This window comes from Streptomyces sp. BHT-5-2, assembly GCF_019774615.1.
Classification (GTDB): Bacteria; Actinomycetota; Actinomycetes; order Streptomycetales; family Streptomycetaceae; genus Streptomyces.
On the sequence record NZ_CP081497.1, the window covers coordinates 262792 to 282088 of the forward strand.

A 19297-nucleotide genomic window follows, 5' to 3' on the forward strand; every position below is an offset into this window, starting at 1 on the left:
CCCGGCATTCCGCCCGCCGGGTGCGTCGTCCATCTGCTGGTCAAGTTGATCGGCGACTGCTCTGAACTGTGGCAACGTGCGTGTTCTGACTGCGGCGACGCGCAGGCGAAATATCCTCGCCCGCACGACCACATCCGACGGGCTTCGAGGTCCGCTTTACCCAAATGGAGCGGATTACGAGGCGCTTGCCCGATCGGCGAACTCAGACTGCCACTCGGCGAACGCATGAGACAAGAGTGACCTGCTGGCCGGAAGGTGCAGTGGCAAGAATTGATCCCCAAGTGGCCGGTTCCGTCTTTTTCCGCGGCCATCGCGGGAAAGTTCGGGCGCCGTGCACCGAACTCGGCATCCGTCCGCAAGCCGGGAAATTCCTGACGCACGCCCGGTCGGATTCGGGACCGTGAAGCGGCTGCCCGGTCTCCGGCCACGGGTGTCCGGCGTCCGCACCTGCCAGTCACCTCCGAACTATGCGATGTTTCCGGCCAGTTGGGAGACAAGCAGTTGACCTGCTGTGCGGCGCGGTGATCGGCTTTGCGGGCTCGTGTCCAACCCGCCTGGGGAGAGGAAGCAACACCGCTATGCGCAAGAGATCGTTACGGGGGCGGGCGGTCGCCGGCCAGTGCCGCGACGAAGAGTTCCCCGGCAGGTCCGCATGACCACCGTCGCAACGGCCACCCGGCGCAGGCCGGGCCTGGCGCTCGGCGTGCTGGCGGGGGCGCTCGCACTGGACCTGAGCGGCATGGCCGTCCTGAACGCCGCCCTGCCGTCCGTCGGGGAACGCTTCGGACTGGCCGACACCACCCTCCAGTGGGTCATGACCGCCTACTCCGTCACCTTCGCCGGCTTCCTGCTGGTGGGCGGCCGACTGGCCGACGTGTTCGGCCGGCGGCGGGTCTTCGAGGCCGGGGTCGCCCTGTTCACGGTGGCCGCGCTGGTCGGCGCCGTGGCGCCCACCGGCGCGGTGCTGCTCGGCGCGCGGGCGGTCCAGGGCATCGGCGCGGCGCTGTCGGGACCGGCCGCACTGGCCCTGCTCACCGAGGTGTTCCCGGACGGACCGGAGCGCGGCCGTGCGCTGGGCGTGTACGCCGCGGTCGGCGCGGCCAGCTTCAGCGGCGGGATGCTGCTGGGCGGCGTACTGACCGAGTTCCTCGGCTGGCGTTCGGTCCTGTGGTTCTCGGTGGCGCTCGGTGTGCTCGTGCTCGCGGTCACGCGGGCCGGACTGCCCGACGGGACGGGCCGCAGAGGCCCGGTGGACATGGCCGGCGCCGTCACCGGCACCCTCGGCCTCGCGCTGCTCGTCGTCGGCGTGAGCCTGGGCGGGGCGCGGGCGTGGGGCGTCATCGCCGCCGCGGTGGTCTTCCTGGTGCTCTTCGTCGTCCGCGAACGCCGCACCGCCGACCCGCTGTTGCCGCTCTCCCTCTTCCGGCTCTCCTCGGTGCGACTGGCGACCGTGGCGGCGCTCCTGCAGTACACGGCGTCGGTCGGGATCGTGTTCTTCGCACCGCTGTATCTGCAGGGGATGCTGCACTACTCGCCGGTGGAGTCTGGTCTCGCCCTGGTGCCGATGTCGCTGACCGTGTTCCTCACGGCCACCTTCGCCACCGGACGGCTGCTGACCAAGTACAGCCCGCGGGCACTGATGGTCACCGGCATCCTGCTGATCGGCGCCGGCACGGCACTGTGGATGACCACCCCGCAGCACGGCAACTACCTGCTGCACGTGATGCCCGGGTTGGTGATCAGCGGCCTCGGCCAGGGACTGAACTTCCCCTCGATGACGACGTCCGGGCTCAGCGGCGTGCCGGAGCACCAGCACGCGGTGGCCGGAGCGGTCAACGTCGTTGCGCAGCAGATCGGTTCCAGTGCCGGCGTCGCGGTCCTGGTCCTCGTCGCCGCGACCGGCGGCACCCAGCTGGGCGGCTACCACCTGGCCTACCTCGCGGCCGGCGCCGCCTGCGGGATCGGCGCCCTGGGCATCGCCATGGTGCGGCGGACCTGAGCCCGCGCACGTCCCGCCGCCGCTGAGGTCGCTGCCGCTGACGCGTCCGGGGCGTCAGCGGCTCCCGGGACCGTGGGACAGGTGCCCCGCACCACCGGGCGGGCGGTCGAGGCCGCCCGCCCGGACCGTCACGAGCACCGCCCAGTCGGCGGCGGTCTCGTCGCGCTCGACGACGGTGCCGAAGCCGTCCGCAGCGTCGGCGGCAGTACGCCCACGTCGGACAGCGCCTTGGTGAAGAAACGCGCGTACAGCAGGTGCAGGATCGCGTGCTCGGCCAGGGCGAACCGCGCTGCCTGCGGACTGTGAGGCGCCGTGCCGGGCGCGAGGGAGGACGTTCGGTCCACGGACGCTGCCGCCACTGCCTGTTGGGAAACCCCCAACGGCCGGCGCGTACCGTCGCGCTCCCCGAGGCGATCGGCGCTCAGTCGGCTGCCACTTCCGTCACCAGGCGCTTCAGAAGCGGAGCGTCGATGCCGTGGCGTTCCGCCGCGCGGAGCACGGCGCCGCCGATGGCGTCCAGCTCCAGCGGGCGGCGCGCCTCCGCGTCGCGCTGCATCGAGGACTTGCTGTCGGGCGGGAAGGTGCCGAAGCGCGCCAGGAGTTGGGCGGCGTCGCCCGGGCCGCCGCAGGCCCGGCTCACCGCGGCGGTCTCCTCGACCAGTGCCGCCAGCTCCTCGTGCCGCTCGGACCGGATGTCGCCGATCGGCACCCGGTAGCGGGTGGTGAGCAGGGCGAAGGGGGCCAGGAAGGCCAGTTTGGCCCACAGGACCGCGTGCTCGTCCGGCAGTACGCGGGTGGTCACGCCGGCGGCCGTGAGCGCGGCGGCGAGCGGGGCGAGCCGCTCCTGCCCACCGGCCAGATCGATCTCGACGAACGGACTGCCGTGCTCGACGACCCCAGGCGCGGTGCGGGTGGACTCGACGCGGATCACGGCCGGAACCACCTGGCGCGCACCATGGCGTGCCCGCAGCATCTCGATGTGCTCGACGCCGTTGAGCAGGGGCAGCACCACACCGTCGGCGAGGAGGTGGGGCGGCACGCGGTCGAGTGCCGCGTCCAGCGAGGTGTGCTTGACCGACATCACGCACAGGTCGACCGGTGTGCGCAGCACGGTGTCGGCCTCCACCGCGGCGGTGAAGTCACCGAACTGCCCGCTGCGCACCCGGATGCCGCTCTGCCGCAGGGTGCGTGCGGTCTCGTCCCCGGCTATGCAGACGACACGGTGCCCGGCGCGGGAGAGGAGCGCGGCGAGCAGCCCACCGACTCCGCCGGGCCCGAGGACCGCCACCACCCTGCGGTTGTCGGCCGTCGGGGCGTGGGCGCCGGTGGACGGACTGGGGTCCGGCATGACTCTGGTTCCTCTCAACTGCCGGCCTCCGGGCCGTGGGACCGGGGGGCAGGTGGCCTGTGGGCGATGAGCGTACCCGCCGCCCACGAACCCGGGCGGTGCAAGATCGGATGCCGGACACACCTCCGGCCCGGCCCCCTGCCCTCGCCCGGCAGGGCACGCCGCCGAGTCGCTCGCGGACCAGCCGCGCCGTCGGACCCGAGGGTTAGGGCAGATCGATCGGGTCCCTCAGATCCATGATGCGCTGGATCAGCTCGGGGTACGTCCAGCCGGCGCCGCCGGCCGCGAGCGGCAGCAGGCTCGCCGACGTCAGGCCGGGAAGCGCGTTGACCTCGATGCACATCGGCTCGCCGCGGCCGTCACAGCGGAAGTCGGTGCGCGAGTACGCGTCCCCGCCGAAACCCAGAGCCCGGTGTGCGCGCAGGGCCATCTCCTGGAGCCGGCGGGCGAAGTCGTCGGGCACCTTTGCCGGACAGACTTCGCTTGCCGCACCAGGCTGGTACTTGGCGGTGTAGTCGAACAGCGGAGTCGTCAACTCGATCTCGACGACGGGCAGTGCCTGGCTTCCGACCACCGCGACGGTGAACTCCCGCCCAGGGAGGAACGGTTCCACCAGCAGCTCGGCACCGGCGGGCGCTTCGGCGCCGATCTGCGCCAGTTCCAAAAGCGCGTCGACCCGGTGGACGGACACACTGGAACCGTCCGCAACCGGCTTGACCACCACCGGTCCCGCAGTCACCAACTGCCTTATGGCCTGCGGCACTTCACCCGACCCGGGCCGCCACAGCGCCCGTTCGACCACCGGCAGGCCCGCGGCGCCCAGCACCGCCTGTGCCCGCCCCTTGTGCCACGCCGCCCCACAGGCACCACTGTCGGCCCCGGTGAACCGTACGTCCGCCATCTCCAACAGTGCCTGAACGTGGCCGTCTTCGCCCCAACCGCCATGCAGCGCCAGGAACACCGACTCCGCATCGCGCAGCAGCTCCAGGACCGGCCCGCCGGTCAGCGCCGCGTGCATGCGCCGCCGCAACCGTTCCCGGTCGGCCGTGGACGGCGGCTCCGCCCCGACCGCGAACTCCTCGACGCCGTCCCCGGGGTGCAGCGGCCCGGCCAGAACCGGCACGTCGGCGGCCGGATCGACCAGCGTCACCTGGTGCCCCCGCTCCAACACGGCCCTCGCCACCGAGCGGCCCGAAGCATGGGAAACGTCCCGTTCCGAGCTCTCACCGCCGCACAGGACCACTACGCGCATGCCTGGCCACCCTCTTCCCTGTCCGCGATCACGCCAGGCATCGTAGGCGAGTGGCTTGGTTTTTCCAAGCAGTCACTTTGGAAAGCCAAGCGGCTGCGCCGAGGCGATCAGCCATGGGCAAAGCGACGGTGAAGGGGAGTGGTGCCACCCGTCAGGGTTGCGGCAGAACGCCACAGGCACGGGCGGCGCCGAGCCAGGTGGGGAACTCGCCGAGCAGCCGGTCGTAGAGCTCGGCGTCGGGCAGGGCGGCGGGGGTGGTGCCGGCCGGGAAGAAGCCGGCGTTGTCGACGATCCTGCGGGTGGGGACCGGGAGTTCGTCCAGCCGGCGGAGGAAGTCGAACTCGCGGTGCTCCGGATCGCCGAAGCCGATGAACTGCCAGAACAGCGGCAGCCGGGCCGCCTTGCACAACCACTTCTCGGCGGCGGTCCGGCTGGTGGGGCCACCGTCGGTCTGGAACACCACCAGCGCAGGCGCGGTCGCCCCGGAGGCGAGATAGTGGTCGAGCACGGCGTTCATCCCGGCCTCGTAGTGCGTGCGGCCCATGTGCCCCAACTGCTCGTGGCAGGCGGCCACGCGCCCGTGGTAGTCGTCGAGGCCGATCTCGTGCACCCCGTCGACATCTGTGGAGAAGAACACCAGCGGGACGACCGCGTCGTCGTCCAGGTGCGCGGAGACCGCCAGGACCTGTTCGGCCAGGCGCTGCATGGTGCCGTCCTTGTAGTACGGGCGCATCGAGCCCGACCGGTCCAGCACCAGGTATACCGCGGCCCGTTGCCCCTGGAGCCCGTGCTTGCGCAGACTGACTCCCGCCTGCTTGTAGAGGCTCACCAGTGGTGGCGCGGCCTGCTGCACCGTCTCCAGACTCAGCGGACTCATCGATCAAGCTCCTTTCCTCCCTCGGAGCCTACGATGTCCGCCTCCGGCGGGCCGTTGGTCCGGACGCGACGCGGTCCGACGCGACGCGGTCCGGACGCGACGCGGTGCGGTCAGCCGCAGGCCGGCCGTGAGGGTGGCGGCGAGATCAACACCGAGGCCGCCACGCGCCGTCAGCCGGGCTTCCAGGGATCGCTGTCCACGGCGTCGACATCAGCACCATCAGTGCGTGCGCGCCCGGGCACGTCCCTTCCCGGGCGGCTGCACGGACGCCGACGCCGAGTGGTCAACGGAGCCTGGCGCCGTAGACGTGGTCCACCGTCATCGACATCAGCACCCTGCGGTCGGACACCATCACCGAGCGGTACTCCTCCCAGTCGGGATGCTCCCCGGCGGCGAGCCGGTAGTAGCGCACCAGCGCCTCGACCTCGGGGCCGTGGGGGTCGATGCCCGGCCCTATGAGCTCCGCCGTGCCCTCGGCCGTGGCCCAGGAGCCGCCGTCGGCGCTGGTGACCTCAAGCGTGGCGCGCGGGTCCCGGCGAAGATTCGCCGTCTTGGCCCGGCCCTCGGTCATCGAGACATGGAGGACGTTCGCCGCCGGGTCGTAGAACGGCATGACGGGGGAGAGCTGCGGGCGGCCGTCCGACTTGATCGTCGCGAGCACGCCCAGGCGGCTCTCCGCGAGCAGCGTGCGCGGGTCGAAGGATGTGAATGGCGTAGCGGTCATGTGGGGAGAAGGCGCGGCGGCCGCCGACTATTCCCGGGCGATCACGCCGAGTTGCCGACCGTGCACAGACGTGCCGATTGCTCCGGGGCGTCGCCTCGTGACCGTGGAACCGAGCCGTATCCGGCCCGTCAACGCCCCGCAGTCGGCCGCGAGTTGGCCGGCAGGGCGCAGGCCGGGGTGCCGCCGGGCATGCGGTGGCGGTTGTCCGCGACGAGGCGGTACACGGCGTGGGCGAGCCAGCGCACCGGGGGCAGGGTGAGCACGGCGCCGGCGACGGCCCAGGGCCCGCCCGCGTTCAGCAGGAGCTTGGCGACGGCCTGGGCGCCGCCATGGACCGCTCCTGACGGCGTGATCCACAGCACCTCGTGCTCGGCACGCTGCTGGGTGACGCCGAGCTCGTCCAGGTCCGCGAACTGCCAGGCGGTGATCCGGCAGCGTGGGCGGAGGTACCGCTCGGCGGCGTTGACGGAGGTGGTGCAGAAGCCGCAGTCGCCGTCGTAGACGAGTACGGGCCGGGTCCTCGGAGTCGTCATGTGCCCATCTGCCGGGTCGGGTGCCGAAAGGGTGGGGTGCGGTGGTCGGATGTCATCGGATCGCGCCGGCTGCCTGTTGCCGACTGCCGGTCGTCGCCGGCGGTCCGGCGGCCCGACGAGCGGGGGCCGGACCGCCCGGCGTCGCCTTCCGTGGCGCAGCGGTCACTCCTCGTTCTGGGCGCGCCGCTTCTCCTTGAGGCGGGCGCCCTCCTTGCGGACCTCGGCCTGGGTGGCGCGCTCCTTCTGCAGCCACTCCGGGTTCTCCGCCTTGAGCGCGTCGATCTGCTCGGTGGTGAGGGCCTCGGTGACCCCGGCGCGGGCGAGCCCGGAGATGGAGACGCCCAGCTTCGCGGCGACCACCGGGCGCGGGTGGGGGCCGTTGAGCCGCAGCTCGCGCAGCCACTCGGGCGGGTCCGCCTGGAGCGCGCCGAGCTCGGCGCGCGAGACCACGCCCTCCTGGAACTCGGCGGGGGTGGCCTCGAGGTACACACCCAGCTTCTTCGCCGCGGTGGCGGGCTTCATCGTCTGGGTGGTCTGGTGCGACTTCATGGTTCCAGGGTATCGAGCGTGCGCACCACCTCTGACCACGGCCTCTGACCGCAGCCTCTGGCCACGGTTTCCGGTCATGGCGGGTAGCCTGGCGGGGTGACAGGCACGGAAGCATCCCCCTCGTTCCGGCTCGCGTACGTACCGGGAGTGACACCCGCCAAGTGGGTGCGGATCTGGAACGAGCGCCTGCCGGACGTCCCGCTCACCCTGCTCCAGGTGCCCGCCGCCGAGGCCGCCGACCTGCTGCGCAGCGGTGGCGCGGACGCGGGACTGCTGCGGCTGCCGGTCGACCGCACCGACCTCAGCGCGATCCCGCTCTACACCGAGACGACGGTGGTCGTGGTGCCGAAGGACCACCTGGTCGCCGCGTTCGACGAGATCTCCGTGGACGACCTCGCCGACGAGCTCGTGCTGCATCCGCTCGACGACACCCTGGACTGGGAGCGGCCGCCGGGTCGGCCCGCGATCGAGCGCCCGGCCACGACACCGGACGCCCTCGAACTGGTGGCGGCCGGCGTGGGCGTCGTGATGGTCCCGCAGTCGCTCGCCCGCCTCTACCACCGGCGGGACCTCACCTACCGGCCGCTGACCGGCACGCCCCAGTCGGGCGTCGCCCTGTCGTGGCGTGAGGACCGGACCACCGACCAGGTGGAGGACTTCATCGGGATCGTCCGCGGGCGGACGGTGAACAGCAGCCGCGGCCGCCGCCCCACTGCCGCGGAGAGCCCGCAGCAGTCGGCGACCGGCAAGAAGGCGAAGAGCCAGGCTTCGGGGGCGAAGGGGCAGGGTGCGGGGGCCAAGAACCACGGCAAGGGGGCCGGCGCGGCGCGCGGCAAGGCGCCGGCCGGGCGGAGTCCGCGGCGCGGCGCCGGGGCGTCCAAGGACGGCGGCGGCCGGCGCGGTCGGCCGCGCCGGCGTTCCTAGGTCCTGTCGTCGAACTCCCTTCTGCCGTCCGGCGTCCGGCGCGCACTCTCGCGGCACCGGGCGCACAACGGGAGTTCGACGACCGGACCGGGCGTCGTTCGGGCGCCAGGGGCTCAGCGGCCCTGGGCGGCCTTGACGTTGTCCCCGAAGGTCCAGCCCTTGGCGCCGTCCCAGTTGAGGGACCACGTCATCAGGCCCTTCAGGTCGTTGCGGTAGGTGTTCCACGCCTGCCCCACCAGGCCCGGGGACATGTAGCCGCCGCCCGCGCCCGGCTGGGCGGGCAGACCCGGGACCTGCTTGTCGTAGGGGACCTGGACGGTGGTGCCCTGGATGGTCAGGCCCTTGGCCAGGCAGTCGGTCTGCTTGGTGAAGCCCTCGACGGTGCCGGCCTCGTAGGAGTCGCCGGAACACCCGTACATGCTCCCGTTGTAGTACTGCATGTTCAGCCACCACAGGCGGCCGTTGTCGGCGTACTTCTTGATGACGGGCAGGTAGGCGCCCCAGATCGAGCCGTAGGTGACGCTGCCGCCGGTGACGTAGGCGGTCTCGGGGGCCATCGTGAGGCCGAAGCCGGCGGGCATCCGGGCGAGGATGCCGTCGATGATGCGGATGAGGTTGGACTGGGAGGGCGACAGCTGGTTGATGTTGCCGCTGCCGCTCAGGCCGGTCTCGATGTCGATGTCGATGCCGTCGAAGTTGTACTTCTTCAGGAGCGGCACGACCGTCTCGACGAAACGGTCCGCGACCGTGGTGGAGTTGAGGTCGATACCGGCCGTTGCGCCCCCGATGGACATCAGGATCGTCGCGCCGTCCGCCTTGGCCTGGCACATCTCGGCCGGGCTCGGCACCTTCACGGTCGCGTCCATGCCGTCCTCCCAGAGGGCGGTGCCGTCCGCGTCGATGACCGGAAAGGCCGCGTTGAGGACGTTGTAGCCGTGGGCGCGGATTTGGGGGTCGGTGATCGGCGTCCAGCCGAACGGCGGGTGGACGCCGTTGGCGGCGCCGTCCCAGTTCTCCCAGTAGCCCTGGAGGACCTTGCCGGTGGGTCTGGGTTTCGTGGCGCAGGTGTCGCTGTGGGGCGCGGCGGCGACGACAGGTCCGGCGGCACCCAGCAGCGGCAGGAGGCAGGCGGCCGCCAGGCCGGTTCTCAGCAGACGCGCTCTCCGACCGGTCATGCTGGCTCCCTTCGCGCCACGACTGGGCGTCAGTGGCGGGGAAAACGGGGGGTGGTGCGGACACCGTAGATTGGTCCATACCTTTCGTCAATGGGTATGGACCGGACGGGAGTTGGCGTGTCGCGACGCCTTCGGTGTGGAGCGTGACGGCGTCTTGGGGCCGGACGTGGGTGGCCGTCTGCGGCAGGGCTTCAGGGGTCCGTGTGGTGCGTGCGGCGGGCCCGTGAGGCGGCCTTGACCATGAGCGGGAGGTAGGTGCCGGGCAACTCGTCCGGAGGGAGGCGGTCCGGTTCGACCAGGCTCTGTGCGAGGGAGCCCTCGTGGAGGGCGGTGACCAGGCGGGCGAGGGAGTCGAGGGCGACGGTGGGGCGCCGTCCCAGACGGTCGAAGAGGACGGCCAGCAGTCTGGCGATCTCCGTGCGGAGCCGGCGGTCGTGCTCGGCGAGCGTACGGGCCGTGTCGGGGTGCCGGATCGCGTGGAGGGTGAACTCCGTCGACAGCAGATACCAGCGTCGCTCGGCCTCGTCCAGTGCGCTGATCCGGGCGACCAGCGCGCGCAGCGGATCCTCGCTGTCGTGTATCTCGTCGACCGCCGCGGTGAGCCGGTCGACCACCCGCCGGGCGTGCAGGTCGAAGAGGGCGAAGAACAGCTCTTCCTTGGTGCGGTAGTTGGAGTAGAACGCGCCACGGGTGAGGCCGGCGCGTTCGCAGATCTCCTCGATGGACGCGCCGTGGAAGCCCCGGTCGGCAAAGGTCTCCAGTGCCGCGTCGAGCAGGCGTGCCGTGGTCTGCGGTCGGCGCTTGGTCGGTCCCTTGGGCAACGTGTTCCTCCACAGCCATCGGCAGGGGTGCCGGCACGGGCACTGACGCGCCGAGGTGAACGAGCCCGCTCACGGTACAGCAACGTATCCGATGCAGCCCTGTATCGGATCTTCCCTTGGTCTCCCCGGGATCCGCCCCGCATGCCGCTCATGCGGTCCATGCGGTCTATCTGGTGCATGTGGTGCATGTGGTGCATGTGGTGCATACGGCTCGGATTCGGTTCGTCCTCCTAACGTTGCGCAAGCCACTCCTCCCGGTTCAGCGCGTACTCCACATCACCGTGTTCGTCGCCCTCGACCCGGTAGGGCCACTCCTCGAAGTAGGTGCGGACATAAGTGAGTCCGCACTTCTCCATCACGTGGCGGGACCCGGAGTTGACATACATGGTGTTCGCGGTGATCCGGTCGTAGCCCAGCTCGCCGAAGCCCTTCGCCACGAGTGCGCGGGCACCCTCCGTGGCGAACCCCCTGCCCCAGGCGGCCTTGCGCAGGCGGTAGCCCAGATCGGCCGAGCCCGCCGGGGCGCCCCTCAGCGGACGGAGACAGTGCCAGCCGAGGAACTCGCCGGTCGCCCGCAGATGGGTGGCCCAGAACCCGCCCGGCAGCATCCGCGCGAAGGACTCCGCACGGATCTCCTCACGGGTCATCGGGCGGCCGCCGGTGATGTACCGCATCACCTCCGGGTCGCTGTCGAGCTCCACCACCAGATCGAGGTCGGCCTCGGTGTCGGTGAACGGGCGGAGAGCCAGACGGTCGGTCGTCAGGAAGGTGTCCATGCAGCGATGCTCGGCGCGCCGGGCCCGCCTCCACCAGCGATTTTCGGGGAGGGGAGAGGGGGACGGGGCCACGGCGCGGGGCGGAGGGGACGGGGCGCGGAGAGCGGGACGCGGGCATCCGACCGGACCGACTTGACCTTCACCCCGGCGTGAAGGTCGAGGGTGACACCCATGAGCACCAGCATCGCGAACACCACACGCCGCTCGGCCGAGGCCACCGAGGGTGGCAACGACTTCAACCGCCGCATCATCGCGGAGTTCCGCGCCAACGGAGGCGTCGTCGGCGGCCCGTTGGCGGGGCAACCGCTGCTCCTGCTGACGACCACGGGAGCCAGGTCCGGCCTGCCGCGTGTCACGCCCGCCTGCTACCTGGCGGACGAGGACGGCCGGCTCGCCGTGTTCCCGTCCAACGGAGGTGCGCCGACGCCACCGGCCTGGTACCGCAATCTGACCGTCCACCCCGAGGTCACCGTCGAGGTCGGCACCCGCACTTTCCGGGCCCGCGCCGCAGAAGCCACGGGGACGACCCGGGACCGCCTCTGGAACCGGCAGGTGGCCGCCGATCCGCAGTTCGCCACCTTCCAGGCCCGCGCGGGACGGCTCATCCCGGTGGTCGTCCTCACTCCGCTCGGCGACCCGGCTTGACCTTCACGTCGGCGGCAAGGTTTACGCTCCCTCCTGACGGCAGCCGCCAGGACCCTCCTGACCGCAGCCACCAGGAGGGGCAACAATGCGCATCGGGGAACTCGCCCGCACCACCGGCGTCACCACCCGGGCGCTGCGCTACTACGAGGAGCAGGGCCTGCTCCGCCCGGAGCGGTCCACCAACGGCTACCGCAGCTACGGGGAGAACGCGGTACGGGTCGTGGCCAATATCAGGCTTCTCCTGGCCGCCGGTCTGACCACCGACGACCTGCGGCTGCTCGACGACTGCCTGCGCGACGAGCTGACCGGCACACACACCTGCGTCGATCCCGCCCCCAAGATCGAGGTGTTCGAGCAGCGGCTCGCCCTGCTCCAGGCCCGTATCAACGACCTGGTCGCGGTCCGGGACCAGCTCCTGGACCGGCTGTCCGACCTCCGCGGGCAACCGGACGGGCCCGGGCGGCCGGGCGGCCCGGCCTCCGCGCACGCCGAGCCCGCCGCCGCGGCCTGATCCGCGGACCGCTCCGGGCGACAGCCCCGTGGTCCTCATACCTGGGGTTGGCGTCATGCCTGGGGTCTACTGATCGCGCCTGGCGACTACGACTCTGGGGTTGACGTGGGCCGCCGGTCCCGCGAGGCACCGTTGAGGCATGAACACAGCCATCCGACCGACCAGTCGCCCCCGAAGCGACGCCGCCGCCGGGGAGTACCGGCACCGCTGCGCGTCGTCGAGATGCGCGACCCGGACGGACAGCTCGTCCACTCCATCCAGGGCGACGCGGAGTCGGCTTCGATACTGCGTTCCTTCGGCCACACCGCCCGTCCGTCCGACCAGGACACACCGGGCTGACCCGCGGCACAGCCCCTCCCGAGCCGACCCTCACCCCTCGCTCGTCCCCACCTGGCCACCGGCTCGCCCGTCAACTGCCCTTCTTCATCCGGCGGGTGAGCGCCGCCCCGGCCTCCGTGGTCCATCCTTCGCCCGCCGTCATCTTCGCCGCGAGGCCACCGGCGTGGACGTCCACCGTCACCTCCAACAGCAGGGCGTAGGACGCGACGGCCGCCCGCCCGCGCCGTCAGCCGGCAGCGGCAGGTACCGCGGCGATCAGGGCGGCGAGCCACCAGGCGGCCGCGACCGCGGCGAACGGCAGGGCCCAGGTGGCGAGTTGGGCGGACGCCGCCACCCGGCGGCGAGCCACGGTGGGACCGCGCAGCGCCCGCGGCCACGACCCGAGCCAGAGCCGCAGCACCACCCCGGCCGCCGCCACCGCCAGCAGCAGAGCCCCGGCGAAGAGCAGCCGCACCGACGGCGGCCGGGCCGCGAAGGCCGCCGCGCAGCGGGCGACGCTATGCAGCGGGCGGCGCCGTGCACCAGGCGGGCGTGGTCGAAGGATGCCGCTGGCCGAGCGCCGCCCCACCGCCCGGTCCGGGCGCCTCCCCGACAAGGCCGTCCACATCGGCGGTGCCTTCCGCCTCGCCGGCTTCGGCCAGGTCGTCGTGACCCTCTGGCCCGTCGAGGACGCCACCGCCGCCGAGGCCGCCCGCCGCTTCCGCACCAGTTCCCGCCCCGGCCCCGCCCGCGCCCTGCACGAGTCCATACGCACCCTCCGGGCGAACGCCCCGCTGTTGCCGAGCAGATGGGCGGAGCACATCCACATCGGGCCGTAGGAGTCGGGCGCACCGACGTCACCCGCCCGAGCCGGACCGGGTGCGCCCCGGCGGGGCCTCGTCCACGCCGAGGTCCCGCCCGGTATCGGCGACGACCGTCAGCCGAGCCGGACCGGCAGTTCGGCCAGCCGCCAGTTGCCGGGCAGCGGTACGCGCCGGAGGGCCGCCGGTTCCACCGCGAGCGCCACATCCGGGTAGTGGGCGAGCAGCTTGCCGAACGCCACCTCGCCCTCCTGGCGGGCCAGGCTCGCCCCCAGGCAGTAGTGCATACCGTGTCCAAAACCGACGTGGTTCTCGGCCCGGCCGGCAGGATGGCGCGTGACGTCGAGCCGGTCGGGGGCGGCGTAGTGGCGGGGGTCGAAGTTGGCCGCGACCAGGATGGGCATCACGGCCTCGCCCTTCTTGATCTGCACCCCGGCCACCTCGACGTCCTCGGTGGCGTACCGCATCTGCGTCATCTGTGCCGGACCGCACCAGCGCATCAACTCGTGCACGGCACGGGGCAGCAGTTCCGGATCGGACTTCAGCAGTTGCAGCTGATCGGGGTGGGTGAGCAGCGCGGCGGTGCCGTTGCCGATGAGATGGGCGGTGGTCTCATGACCGGCGAGGACGAGGGTCAGGATCATCGTGACCATTTCGACGTCACTGAGTCGGCCGCCGTCGTCGTCGTGCACCCGGATCAGTCCACTGAGCAGATCGTCGGTGAGCGCCGTGCGCCGCTCCCGGATCAGTCCGTGAATATGCTCGACCAACGCCGGGAACACCCCGCTGAGCGGCTCCGGTCGGAGTGAGACGAGCTTGGCACCCCATTCCCGCCACTGCGGCCGGTCGGACTCCGGAATTCCCACCAGTTCGCAGATCACCGTGATGGGCAGCGGATAGGCGAAGTGCTTGACGAGGTCGACGACGCCGTCCTCGGCGTGTTCGGGAAGCCGACGCAGCAGTTCGTCCGCTATCTCCTCCACCCGCGGCCGCAGATCGGTGATCTTGCGGGCGGTGAACGCCCGGGAGACGAGCCGCCGGAGCCGGGTGTGATCGGGGGCGTCCATGTTCAGGATGCTGCCGGAGAAATACTCCCGGTAATGCTCGGGCAACCCCATGAGTTTCAGCAGCCGGTCGGTGGGCGTCTCGTCGTCCTCGCCACCCGCCGCGCACTTCGGGTTGTTGGCGAAGCGCTGATCGCGCAGCACGTCGCGGGCCTCGTCGAAGCGGGTGACGAACCACACCGGTGTGTCGTCCACGAACCGGCCGCGGACCACTGCTCCCCGCTCGCGCAACTCCCCGTATCCGGTGAACGGGTCGGCGAGCAGGGCCGGTTCCATCACATTCGGCTCGCCTGGGTGTTTGCCGACATACTCGCTGAAGGGCGAGGCCGCGGACTCGGTCATGGCTTTCTCCTGTGAATGAGCCTGGGGCGGCACGGATGCCGCGATGAGGTGCGGCCGGATTCGTGCCGCGGCCGTGCGGGGCGTTCAGTCACGCAGTTGCCGGCGCATCTCCCGGGCGCCGTACTCCTCCACCTGCTCGTACAGCGGAATGATTTCGCGCGCCGCGGAGACCAGCGCCTCCGCCACGGTCGTGCCACGTGAAAGGCCGGAAACGGACTCGGAGACGAGCCCGGCGTCCGTCATGCGGAAGTCCTCCGCCGGTATTTCCAATACGCTGCGGATCGTCTCGGCGAGCAGGGCGCCGCGCACCTCCGGGGTGTCCGGAGCGCGGTCGTACTGCATCGCCTCGGTCATGAAGAAGCCGTTGGTCGTGGACATCAGGATGTACAGCTGGTGCCGGACGTCGATGTCGGTACGCACCAGCCCGTGCTCCCGCAGCACTTCGAGATAGCGCAGCGTCACCTGGTTGGTGAACTCGATCAGGCCGGCGAACTCCTTCTTGGCCGCGTCGTTCAGCCGACCGAGAACGTCGACGTCGTCGGTGTAGAGGGCCCGCAGGACCGGCTCGTCCAGAAAGCTGCGGTAGTAGCCACGCATCATCCGGCTCGGCAGGACATCCCGCGCATCGGCCCGCATACGATCCAACTGCCGCCGCTGCCCGCGGGCTTGGGCCTGGAGAACGACGGCCAGCAGCAGGGAGTCCTTGGTCTTCCAGTGCAGATAGACCGTGCCCTTGCCGACCTTGGCGCGGCGGGCGATCTCGTCGATCGTCACCCGCCGGTAGCCCCAGGCGAGCAGCAGCTCCCCGGCGGCCTCCAGGATGCGCTCACCGCGCTCGGCCCGTTCCACGTGCCCTCCTCCGCATCCGTGACCAGATTTTGAATCTGGTCATGTGGTCAAAGCTAGGCCGGAACCGATGTCCCGATAAGGCGGTTTCCGGCCACGCGCAGCCGGCGGAACGGGAGTTGACCCCCTCGTGCAATCGGCCCCAACGGCCGGGAACCATGGCATCGTTCGCCACAGACCGCACCGACCGCGCCGAGGCGGTGACAGGACCGAATCGAGGAGAACGCCATGCTCAAGAGCTTCGCCGAGCTGTCCACGCCCCTGGTGGCCGACGCCTGCGTCCGACTCGGCGTCCCGCTGCGCGCCGCCCCGCCCGGCATCGGCGCGGTGACTTCCGGACACCGGATCGCCGGACGCGCACTGCCCGCCCGCCACTACGGGAGCGTCGACATCTTCCTGGAGGCGTTCACCGACGCCCGCCCGGGCGACGTCCTGGTCATCGACAACGGCGGCCGCCAGGACGAGGCATGCGTCGGCGACCTGCTGACACTTGAGGCGCAGGCCGTGGGACTGTCCGGCGTGGTGATCTGGGGACTGCACCGGGACACCCCGGAACTGGTCGAGATCGGCTTCCCCGTCTTCAGCTACGGGGGCCATGCGCCGGGCCCGGTCCGGCTCACCGAACGGGAACCGGACGCCCTGGTCAGCGCGCGCTTCGGCGCCCACCTGGTCACCTCCGCCGACGTCGTCTTCGGAGACGACGACGGTGTGCTGTTCGTCGCCGCGGACCGTGCCGAGGAGGTACTGGAGACCGCACGCACCATCTGGGAGACCGAACGCGAACAGGCCCGCAGGATCCGCGCCGGCGAGACCCTGCGCCGGCAGACCGCCTTCGACGACTTCCTCGCGCGCCGCGCCGCCGATCCGGCCTACACCTTCCGACAGCACCTCCGGCGCGTCGGCGGAGCGGTGGAGGAATAGCGAGGTCAGGACAGGGGAAGAGGCGCCGGTCGACCACAGGCAGGCGACCGGCGCCTCGCGTACAACCAGGGGTTGACGCCGCGTTACCACCCCCGGGTTGATGCCGCCGGGCGGTGGATCGCGGACAGTGGAACACGTCGCGGGGCGGCAGAGAACCGCGCCGGACGGACCCGACCGACTGTCCGAAAGAGAGGGCGTCATGCACGACTTCACAGCACACCGGCCGGCACGTACGGAACGGACCACGGGACGGTGTGAGCCAGAGGTGCGGAACGGACGGCCTGAGCCACGAAGGGGAATCGCGCCCGCGCACGGTGTCACCAAGGGCACCGGAGGCCCAGGGGAGGAGAGCCGAGAGGAGGTGACATGCCGCCGTTGGCGTAATCGTCGGGCTGGCCCGCCGCGCGCGTCAGGCTGTGGGCCTTGGGCACGGTCTGGCAGGAGCAGGAGTCCGACAGGAGCCGGTGGCGGGAGCCCGTGTGAACAAGTCGCGTGAGTGGGTCGTCGAGCGGTGGCGCTGAAGACTGGGGTGACAGCGTTGGCGGGTCCGTTCCCCGCGGCGCGGCAGGAGCCGTCGCCGTGAGGCTGTCGGACCGCGGCCGCCCGGTCCAGCGGATCTCCGGACTGGTGGACAGCAACGGATTCGAGGCGCCGACGGTCCCCGGGTGGATGCGCTGGCTGCCCGGCCTCTACGTCCTGGCCGTGCTGCTGGTGGAGTTCATCACCCCCACCCAGTGGGCGGTGAGTTCCCTGCTGATCGCCGTGCCGGTGCTCGCCGCCTTCACCCACGGTCCGTTCGGGGTCGCCGTCGTCACCGTCTTCGTCGTCGTCCTGGAGGGCGTGCTCGCGGGAACGCCGTGCTGCACGGGCCACAATCCACATCAGTTGTGGGGGAACCACTATGTCGCGACGTATCTCTCCACCATCGTCGTAGGGATCATGGGCGTGGCGCTGTCCTGGTACCGGCAGCGTCAGCAGCGGCACCTGGTGCGGGTCAACTCCGTGGCCGAGGCGCTGATGCGGACCCTGCTGCGGCCGGTGCCCCACCAGGTCGGCAGGCTGCTGGCGGCCGGTCTCTACCGCTCGGGTGAGGTCGGCACCATGGTGGGCGGAGACCTCTACGACATCCGTGCCACGAAGGCCGGCGAGCGGGCCATCATCGGCGACGTCCGGGGGAAGGGGCTGCAGGCGGTCCGCACCGTCGCGGACATCCTCGGCAGTTTCCGCGAGGCGGTCTACGACCCGGGGGACCTGCTGGCGGTGGCCACCCGCATGGAACGCCGACTGGCTCACGAGGCGGCCGAGATCCCCGACGACGAACTGTTCGTGACCGCGGTCCTGATCGAGTACGACGCCCGTGCCGAGCAGGTGACGATCATCAACCACGGGCACATCGAGCCGGTGCTGATCTCCGGCGGGGAGGTGACGGCCCTCACCGGACCGCCCGCCCTCCCGCTGGGGCTGGGCGGCCTGGCCGCCGACCCTCCGGTCTCGTACACCCACCGCTTCACCTGCGGTGATGTGCTGCTGCTCTGTACGGACGGACTGATCGAGGCCCGGGATCACACGGGTGCGTTCTACCCGCTGCTGGACCGGCTCGGCCAGCGGTTCGGGGGCCGGTCCGCCCCCGGGCCGGCCGACGTCATCGACTTTCTCAACGCCGACCTGCCCCGCCACACCCGCATCCTCCAGGACGACGTGGCCATCCTCGCCATCGCACCGTGCGGGAAGGACCCCGCCTGAAGGATCCCGCCGACGAGCCGCACGGGGCACGGACAGCGGGAGCGGAGGCGGTGGGGCGGGACGGGGCGGCAGGCGGCCGGGGACCGGGCTACCGCGGCTGGTCAGGGCGTTTGTGTGCACTCGGGTCGCTTCCGGCCCTCGGGCGGAGGACCCTGGAGACGTAATGGGGGGGGTGGCAGTGAAGAGGTTGAGAGGTGTCCGATGAGCACTCTCGAAGAACACATCGACATCGGTGTTCCCATCGAAACGGCCTGGGATTGCCTCCATCGTGCGGAGAGCTATCCCCGCTTTCTGAACGGCGTCCGGGAGGCCCGGTCGGAAGGTCAACGGCGGGCACACCTGGACGTGGACGCGGGCGGTCGGACCCAGGCGTTCGACGTGGAGATCGTCGACCGGGAGATGGAGAACGTGATGACGTGGCAGACCACGAGCGGCCCCGACCTTGCGGGGACGTTCTCGTTGCTGCCCATCGACCGGGGGCACACCCGGCTCCAGGCCCGGTTCGAGTACGACCCGGGCACGATCAAGGAGACCTTCGGCGGGCCCCAGGGGTTCGCGCAGGCAGTCGCGATCGAACGGGGCGTGCGCAGCGATCTCCAACAGTTCAAGGAGCTCGTGGAGACGGAAGGCAGGGCCAAGTAGGAGGAAAGCGGAGGGAAAGCGGCGATAGGGGAGGGTCTCAGACGAGGAAGCGTTCGGGCATCGGGTGCTCCACCCCGTCCAGTTCGAGTGTGCAGCGGGGTGCGGTGGGGACGAGCCGCGGCTCCCGGATGTGCACCCGGAAGAGCCGCGCGGGGTCGTCGGGAAGTTCGCCGGTGATGAGGTTCAGGCCGGTGCCGTGTTCCTTCTGGTAGGCGACGACCTTGCCGTTGACCAGGAGTTCTATCTCGCCGTCCCGGCCCGGGCCGACGTTCACGGTGATCGAGTGGCCACCGTGATCGAGGTGGAAGTGGTGGCTGCGTCCCATGGCCCTCGCCTCCGTCCCAGGGCGGTACGCGTTCTGTGCGGGCGGCCGCACAGAGAGGCGTCCGCACCTCCAGGTTAGTTCGGGATGCGGGCCCGCACCGGCCGAGGCGACGACCGAGTTCGACAGCGGAGGGGGCGAGTG

23 protein-coding genes are annotated in these 19297 nt (G+C 71.2%); 10 read left to right on the forward strand and 13 right to left on the reverse strand.

Annotation, left to right across the window (positions count from 1 at the left end; translation table 11 throughout):
• Positions 1–652: 652 nt before the first annotated feature.
• Together K2224_RS29060 and K2224_RS29065 are read left to right on the forward strand one after the other, a co-directional pair.
• Positions 653–1999: an MFS transporter gene (locus K2224_RS29060; protein ID WP_221910168.1), complete on the forward strand. Its 1347-nt coding sequence runs from the start codon at positions 653–655 to the stop codon at positions 1997–1999.
• 81 nt (positions 2000–2080) lie between these two features.
• A complete protein-coding gene (locus tag K2224_RS29065) occupies positions 2081–2305 on the forward strand; it encodes a hypothetical protein (RefSeq protein ID WP_221910169.1) in 225 nt (74 codons plus the stop codon).
• Positions 2306–2420: 115 nt separating this feature from the next.
• Here K2224_RS29065 and K2224_RS29070 read toward each other — a convergent pair whose 3' ends face one another.
• The 6 genes from K2224_RS29070 to K2224_RS29095 all read right to left on the reverse strand — a co-directional run bounded on the left by K2224_RS29070 (position 2421) and on the right by K2224_RS29095 (position 7282).
• Entirely contained in the window at positions 2421–3347 is a 927-nt protein-coding gene (locus K2224_RS29070) for a ketopantoate reductase family protein (protein WP_221910170.1), read from the reverse strand.
• A gap of 205 nt (positions 3348–3552) precedes the next feature.
• A complete protein-coding gene (locus K2224_RS29075; RefSeq protein ID WP_221910171.1) occupies positions 3553–4599 on the reverse strand; it encodes a D-alanine--D-alanine ligase in 1047 nt (348 codons plus the stop codon).
• 151 nt (positions 4600–4750) lie between these two features.
• Complete coding sequence (locus tag K2224_RS29080) at positions 4751–5476, reverse strand: VWA domain-containing protein (RefSeq protein WP_221910172.1); 726 nt, start codon at positions 5474–5476, stop codon at positions 4751–4753.
• Positions 5477–5759: 283 nt separating this feature from the next.
• On the reverse strand, positions 5760–6200 hold the full coding sequence (locus tag K2224_RS29085; RefSeq protein WP_221910173.1) for a PPOX class F420-dependent oxidoreductase: 441 nt from the start codon (positions 6198–6200) through the stop codon (positions 5760–5762).
• A gap of 128 nt (positions 6201–6328) precedes the next feature.
• On the reverse strand, positions 6329–6733 hold the full coding sequence (locus K2224_RS29090; RefSeq protein WP_221910174.1) for a thiol-disulfide oxidoreductase DCC family protein: 405 nt from the start codon (positions 6731–6733) through the stop codon (positions 6329–6331).
• 162 nt (positions 6734–6895) lie between these two features.
• Positions 6896–7282: a DUF5997 family protein gene (locus K2224_RS29095; RefSeq protein WP_221910175.1), complete on the reverse strand. Its 387-nt coding sequence runs from the start codon at positions 7280–7282 to the stop codon at positions 6896–6898.
• A 96-nt stretch (positions 7283–7378) separates the two neighbouring features.
• Here K2224_RS29095 and K2224_RS29100 point away from each other — a divergent pair, with 96 nt between their 5' ends.
• Positions 7379–8206: a LysR substrate-binding domain-containing protein gene (locus K2224_RS29100; protein ID WP_221910176.1), complete on the forward strand. Its 828-nt coding sequence runs from the start codon at positions 7379–7381 to the stop codon at positions 8204–8206.
• Positions 8207–8319: 113 nt separating this feature from the next.
• Here K2224_RS29100 and K2224_RS29105 read toward each other — a convergent pair whose 3' ends face one another.
• The 3 genes from K2224_RS29105 to K2224_RS29115 all read right to left on the reverse strand — a co-directional run bounded on the left by K2224_RS29105 (position 8320) and on the right by K2224_RS29115 (position 10978).
• Positions 8320–9381 carry a chitinase gene (locus K2224_RS29105; RefSeq protein WP_221910177.1) on the reverse strand — a complete coding sequence of 354 codons (1062 nt, stop codon included), beginning with the start codon at positions 9379–9381 and terminating at the stop codon, positions 8320–8322.
• Positions 9382–9572: 191 nt separating this feature from the next.
• Positions 9573–10202, reverse strand: coding sequence for a TetR/AcrR family transcriptional regulator (locus K2224_RS29110; protein WP_221910178.1), 630 nt, complete (start codon positions 10200–10202; stop codon positions 9573–9575).
• Positions 10203–10432: 230 nt separating this feature from the next.
• Positions 10433–10978 (reverse strand): GNAT family N-acetyltransferase, encoded by a 546-nt coding sequence (locus tag K2224_RS29115; protein WP_221910179.1) that lies wholly within the window; start codon positions 10976–10978, stop codon positions 10433–10435.
• Between the two features lie 171 nt (positions 10979–11149).
• On the opposite strand from K2224_RS29115, the gene K2224_RS29120 reads away from it, so the two are divergent.
• The 3 genes from K2224_RS29120 (at position 11150) to K2224_RS29130 (ending at position 12473) form a co-directional block, all read left to right on the forward strand.
• Positions 11150–11623: a nitroreductase family deazaflavin-dependent oxidoreductase gene (locus K2224_RS29120; protein ID WP_221910180.1), complete on the forward strand. Its 474-nt coding sequence runs from the start codon at positions 11150–11152 to the stop codon at positions 11621–11623.
• An 85-nt stretch (positions 11624–11708) separates the two neighbouring features.
• Positions 11709–12134, forward strand: a complete 426-nt coding sequence (locus tag K2224_RS29125) for a MerR family transcriptional regulator (protein WP_221910181.1) — start codon at positions 11709–11711, stop codon at positions 12132–12134.
• A gap of 132 nt (positions 12135–12266) precedes the next feature.
• Positions 12267–12473 carry a hypothetical protein gene (locus tag K2224_RS29130; protein ID WP_221910182.1) on the forward strand — a complete coding sequence of 69 codons (207 nt, stop codon included), beginning with the start codon at positions 12267–12269 and terminating at the stop codon, positions 12471–12473.
• A gap of 226 nt (positions 12474–12699) precedes the next feature.
• Here the strand turns inward: K2224_RS29130 and K2224_RS29135 are convergent, their stop codons facing one another.
• Positions 12700–12927 carry a hypothetical protein gene (locus K2224_RS29135; protein ID WP_221910183.1) on the reverse strand — a complete coding sequence of 76 codons (228 nt, stop codon included), beginning with the start codon at positions 12925–12927 and terminating at the stop codon, positions 12700–12702.
• Between the two features lie 88 nt (positions 12928–13015).
• Between K2224_RS29135 and K2224_RS29140 the strand changes: the two genes are divergently transcribed.
• Entirely contained in the window at positions 13016–13291 is a 276-nt protein-coding gene (locus tag K2224_RS29140) for a CHAT domain-containing protein (protein ID WP_221910184.1), read from the forward strand.
• Positions 13292–13389: 98 nt separating this feature from the next.
• On the opposite strand, the gene K2224_RS29145 is transcribed toward K2224_RS29140, so the two are convergent.
• Both K2224_RS29145 and K2224_RS29150 read right to left on the reverse strand, forming a co-directional pair.
• Positions 13390–14679: a cytochrome P450 gene (locus K2224_RS29145; protein WP_221910185.1), complete on the reverse strand. Its 1290-nt coding sequence runs from the start codon at positions 14677–14679 to the stop codon at positions 13390–13392.
• Between the two features lie 84 nt (positions 14680–14763).
• Positions 14764–15528, reverse strand: coding sequence for a TetR/AcrR family transcriptional regulator (locus tag K2224_RS29150; protein WP_221910186.1), 765 nt, complete (start codon positions 15526–15528; stop codon positions 14764–14766).
• 225 nt (positions 15529–15753) lie between these two features.
• Between K2224_RS29150 and K2224_RS29155 the strand changes: the two genes are divergently transcribed.
• The 3 genes from K2224_RS29155 (at position 15754) to K2224_RS29165 (ending at position 18831) form a co-directional block, all read left to right on the forward strand.
• Positions 15754–16446, forward strand: a complete 693-nt coding sequence (locus K2224_RS29155) for an RraA family protein (protein ID WP_221910187.1) — start codon at positions 15754–15756, stop codon at positions 16444–16446.
• A gap of 579 nt (positions 16447–17025) precedes the next feature.
• Complete coding sequence (locus K2224_RS29160; protein ID WP_221910188.1) at positions 17026–18189, forward strand: PP2C family protein-serine/threonine phosphatase; 1164 nt, start codon at positions 17026–17028, stop codon at positions 18187–18189.
• 201 nt (positions 18190–18390) lie between these two features.
• Positions 18391–18831, forward strand: a complete 441-nt coding sequence (locus tag K2224_RS29165; protein WP_221910189.1) for an SRPBCC family protein — start codon at positions 18391–18393, stop codon at positions 18829–18831.
• Between the two features lie 37 nt (positions 18832–18868).
• On the opposite strand, the gene K2224_RS29170 is transcribed toward K2224_RS29165, so the two are convergent.
• Positions 18869–19156 carry a hypothetical protein gene (locus K2224_RS29170; RefSeq protein ID WP_221910190.1) on the reverse strand — a complete coding sequence of 96 codons (288 nt, stop codon included), beginning with the start codon at positions 19154–19156 and terminating at the stop codon, positions 18869–18871.
• Positions 19157–19297: the final 141 nt, after the last annotated feature.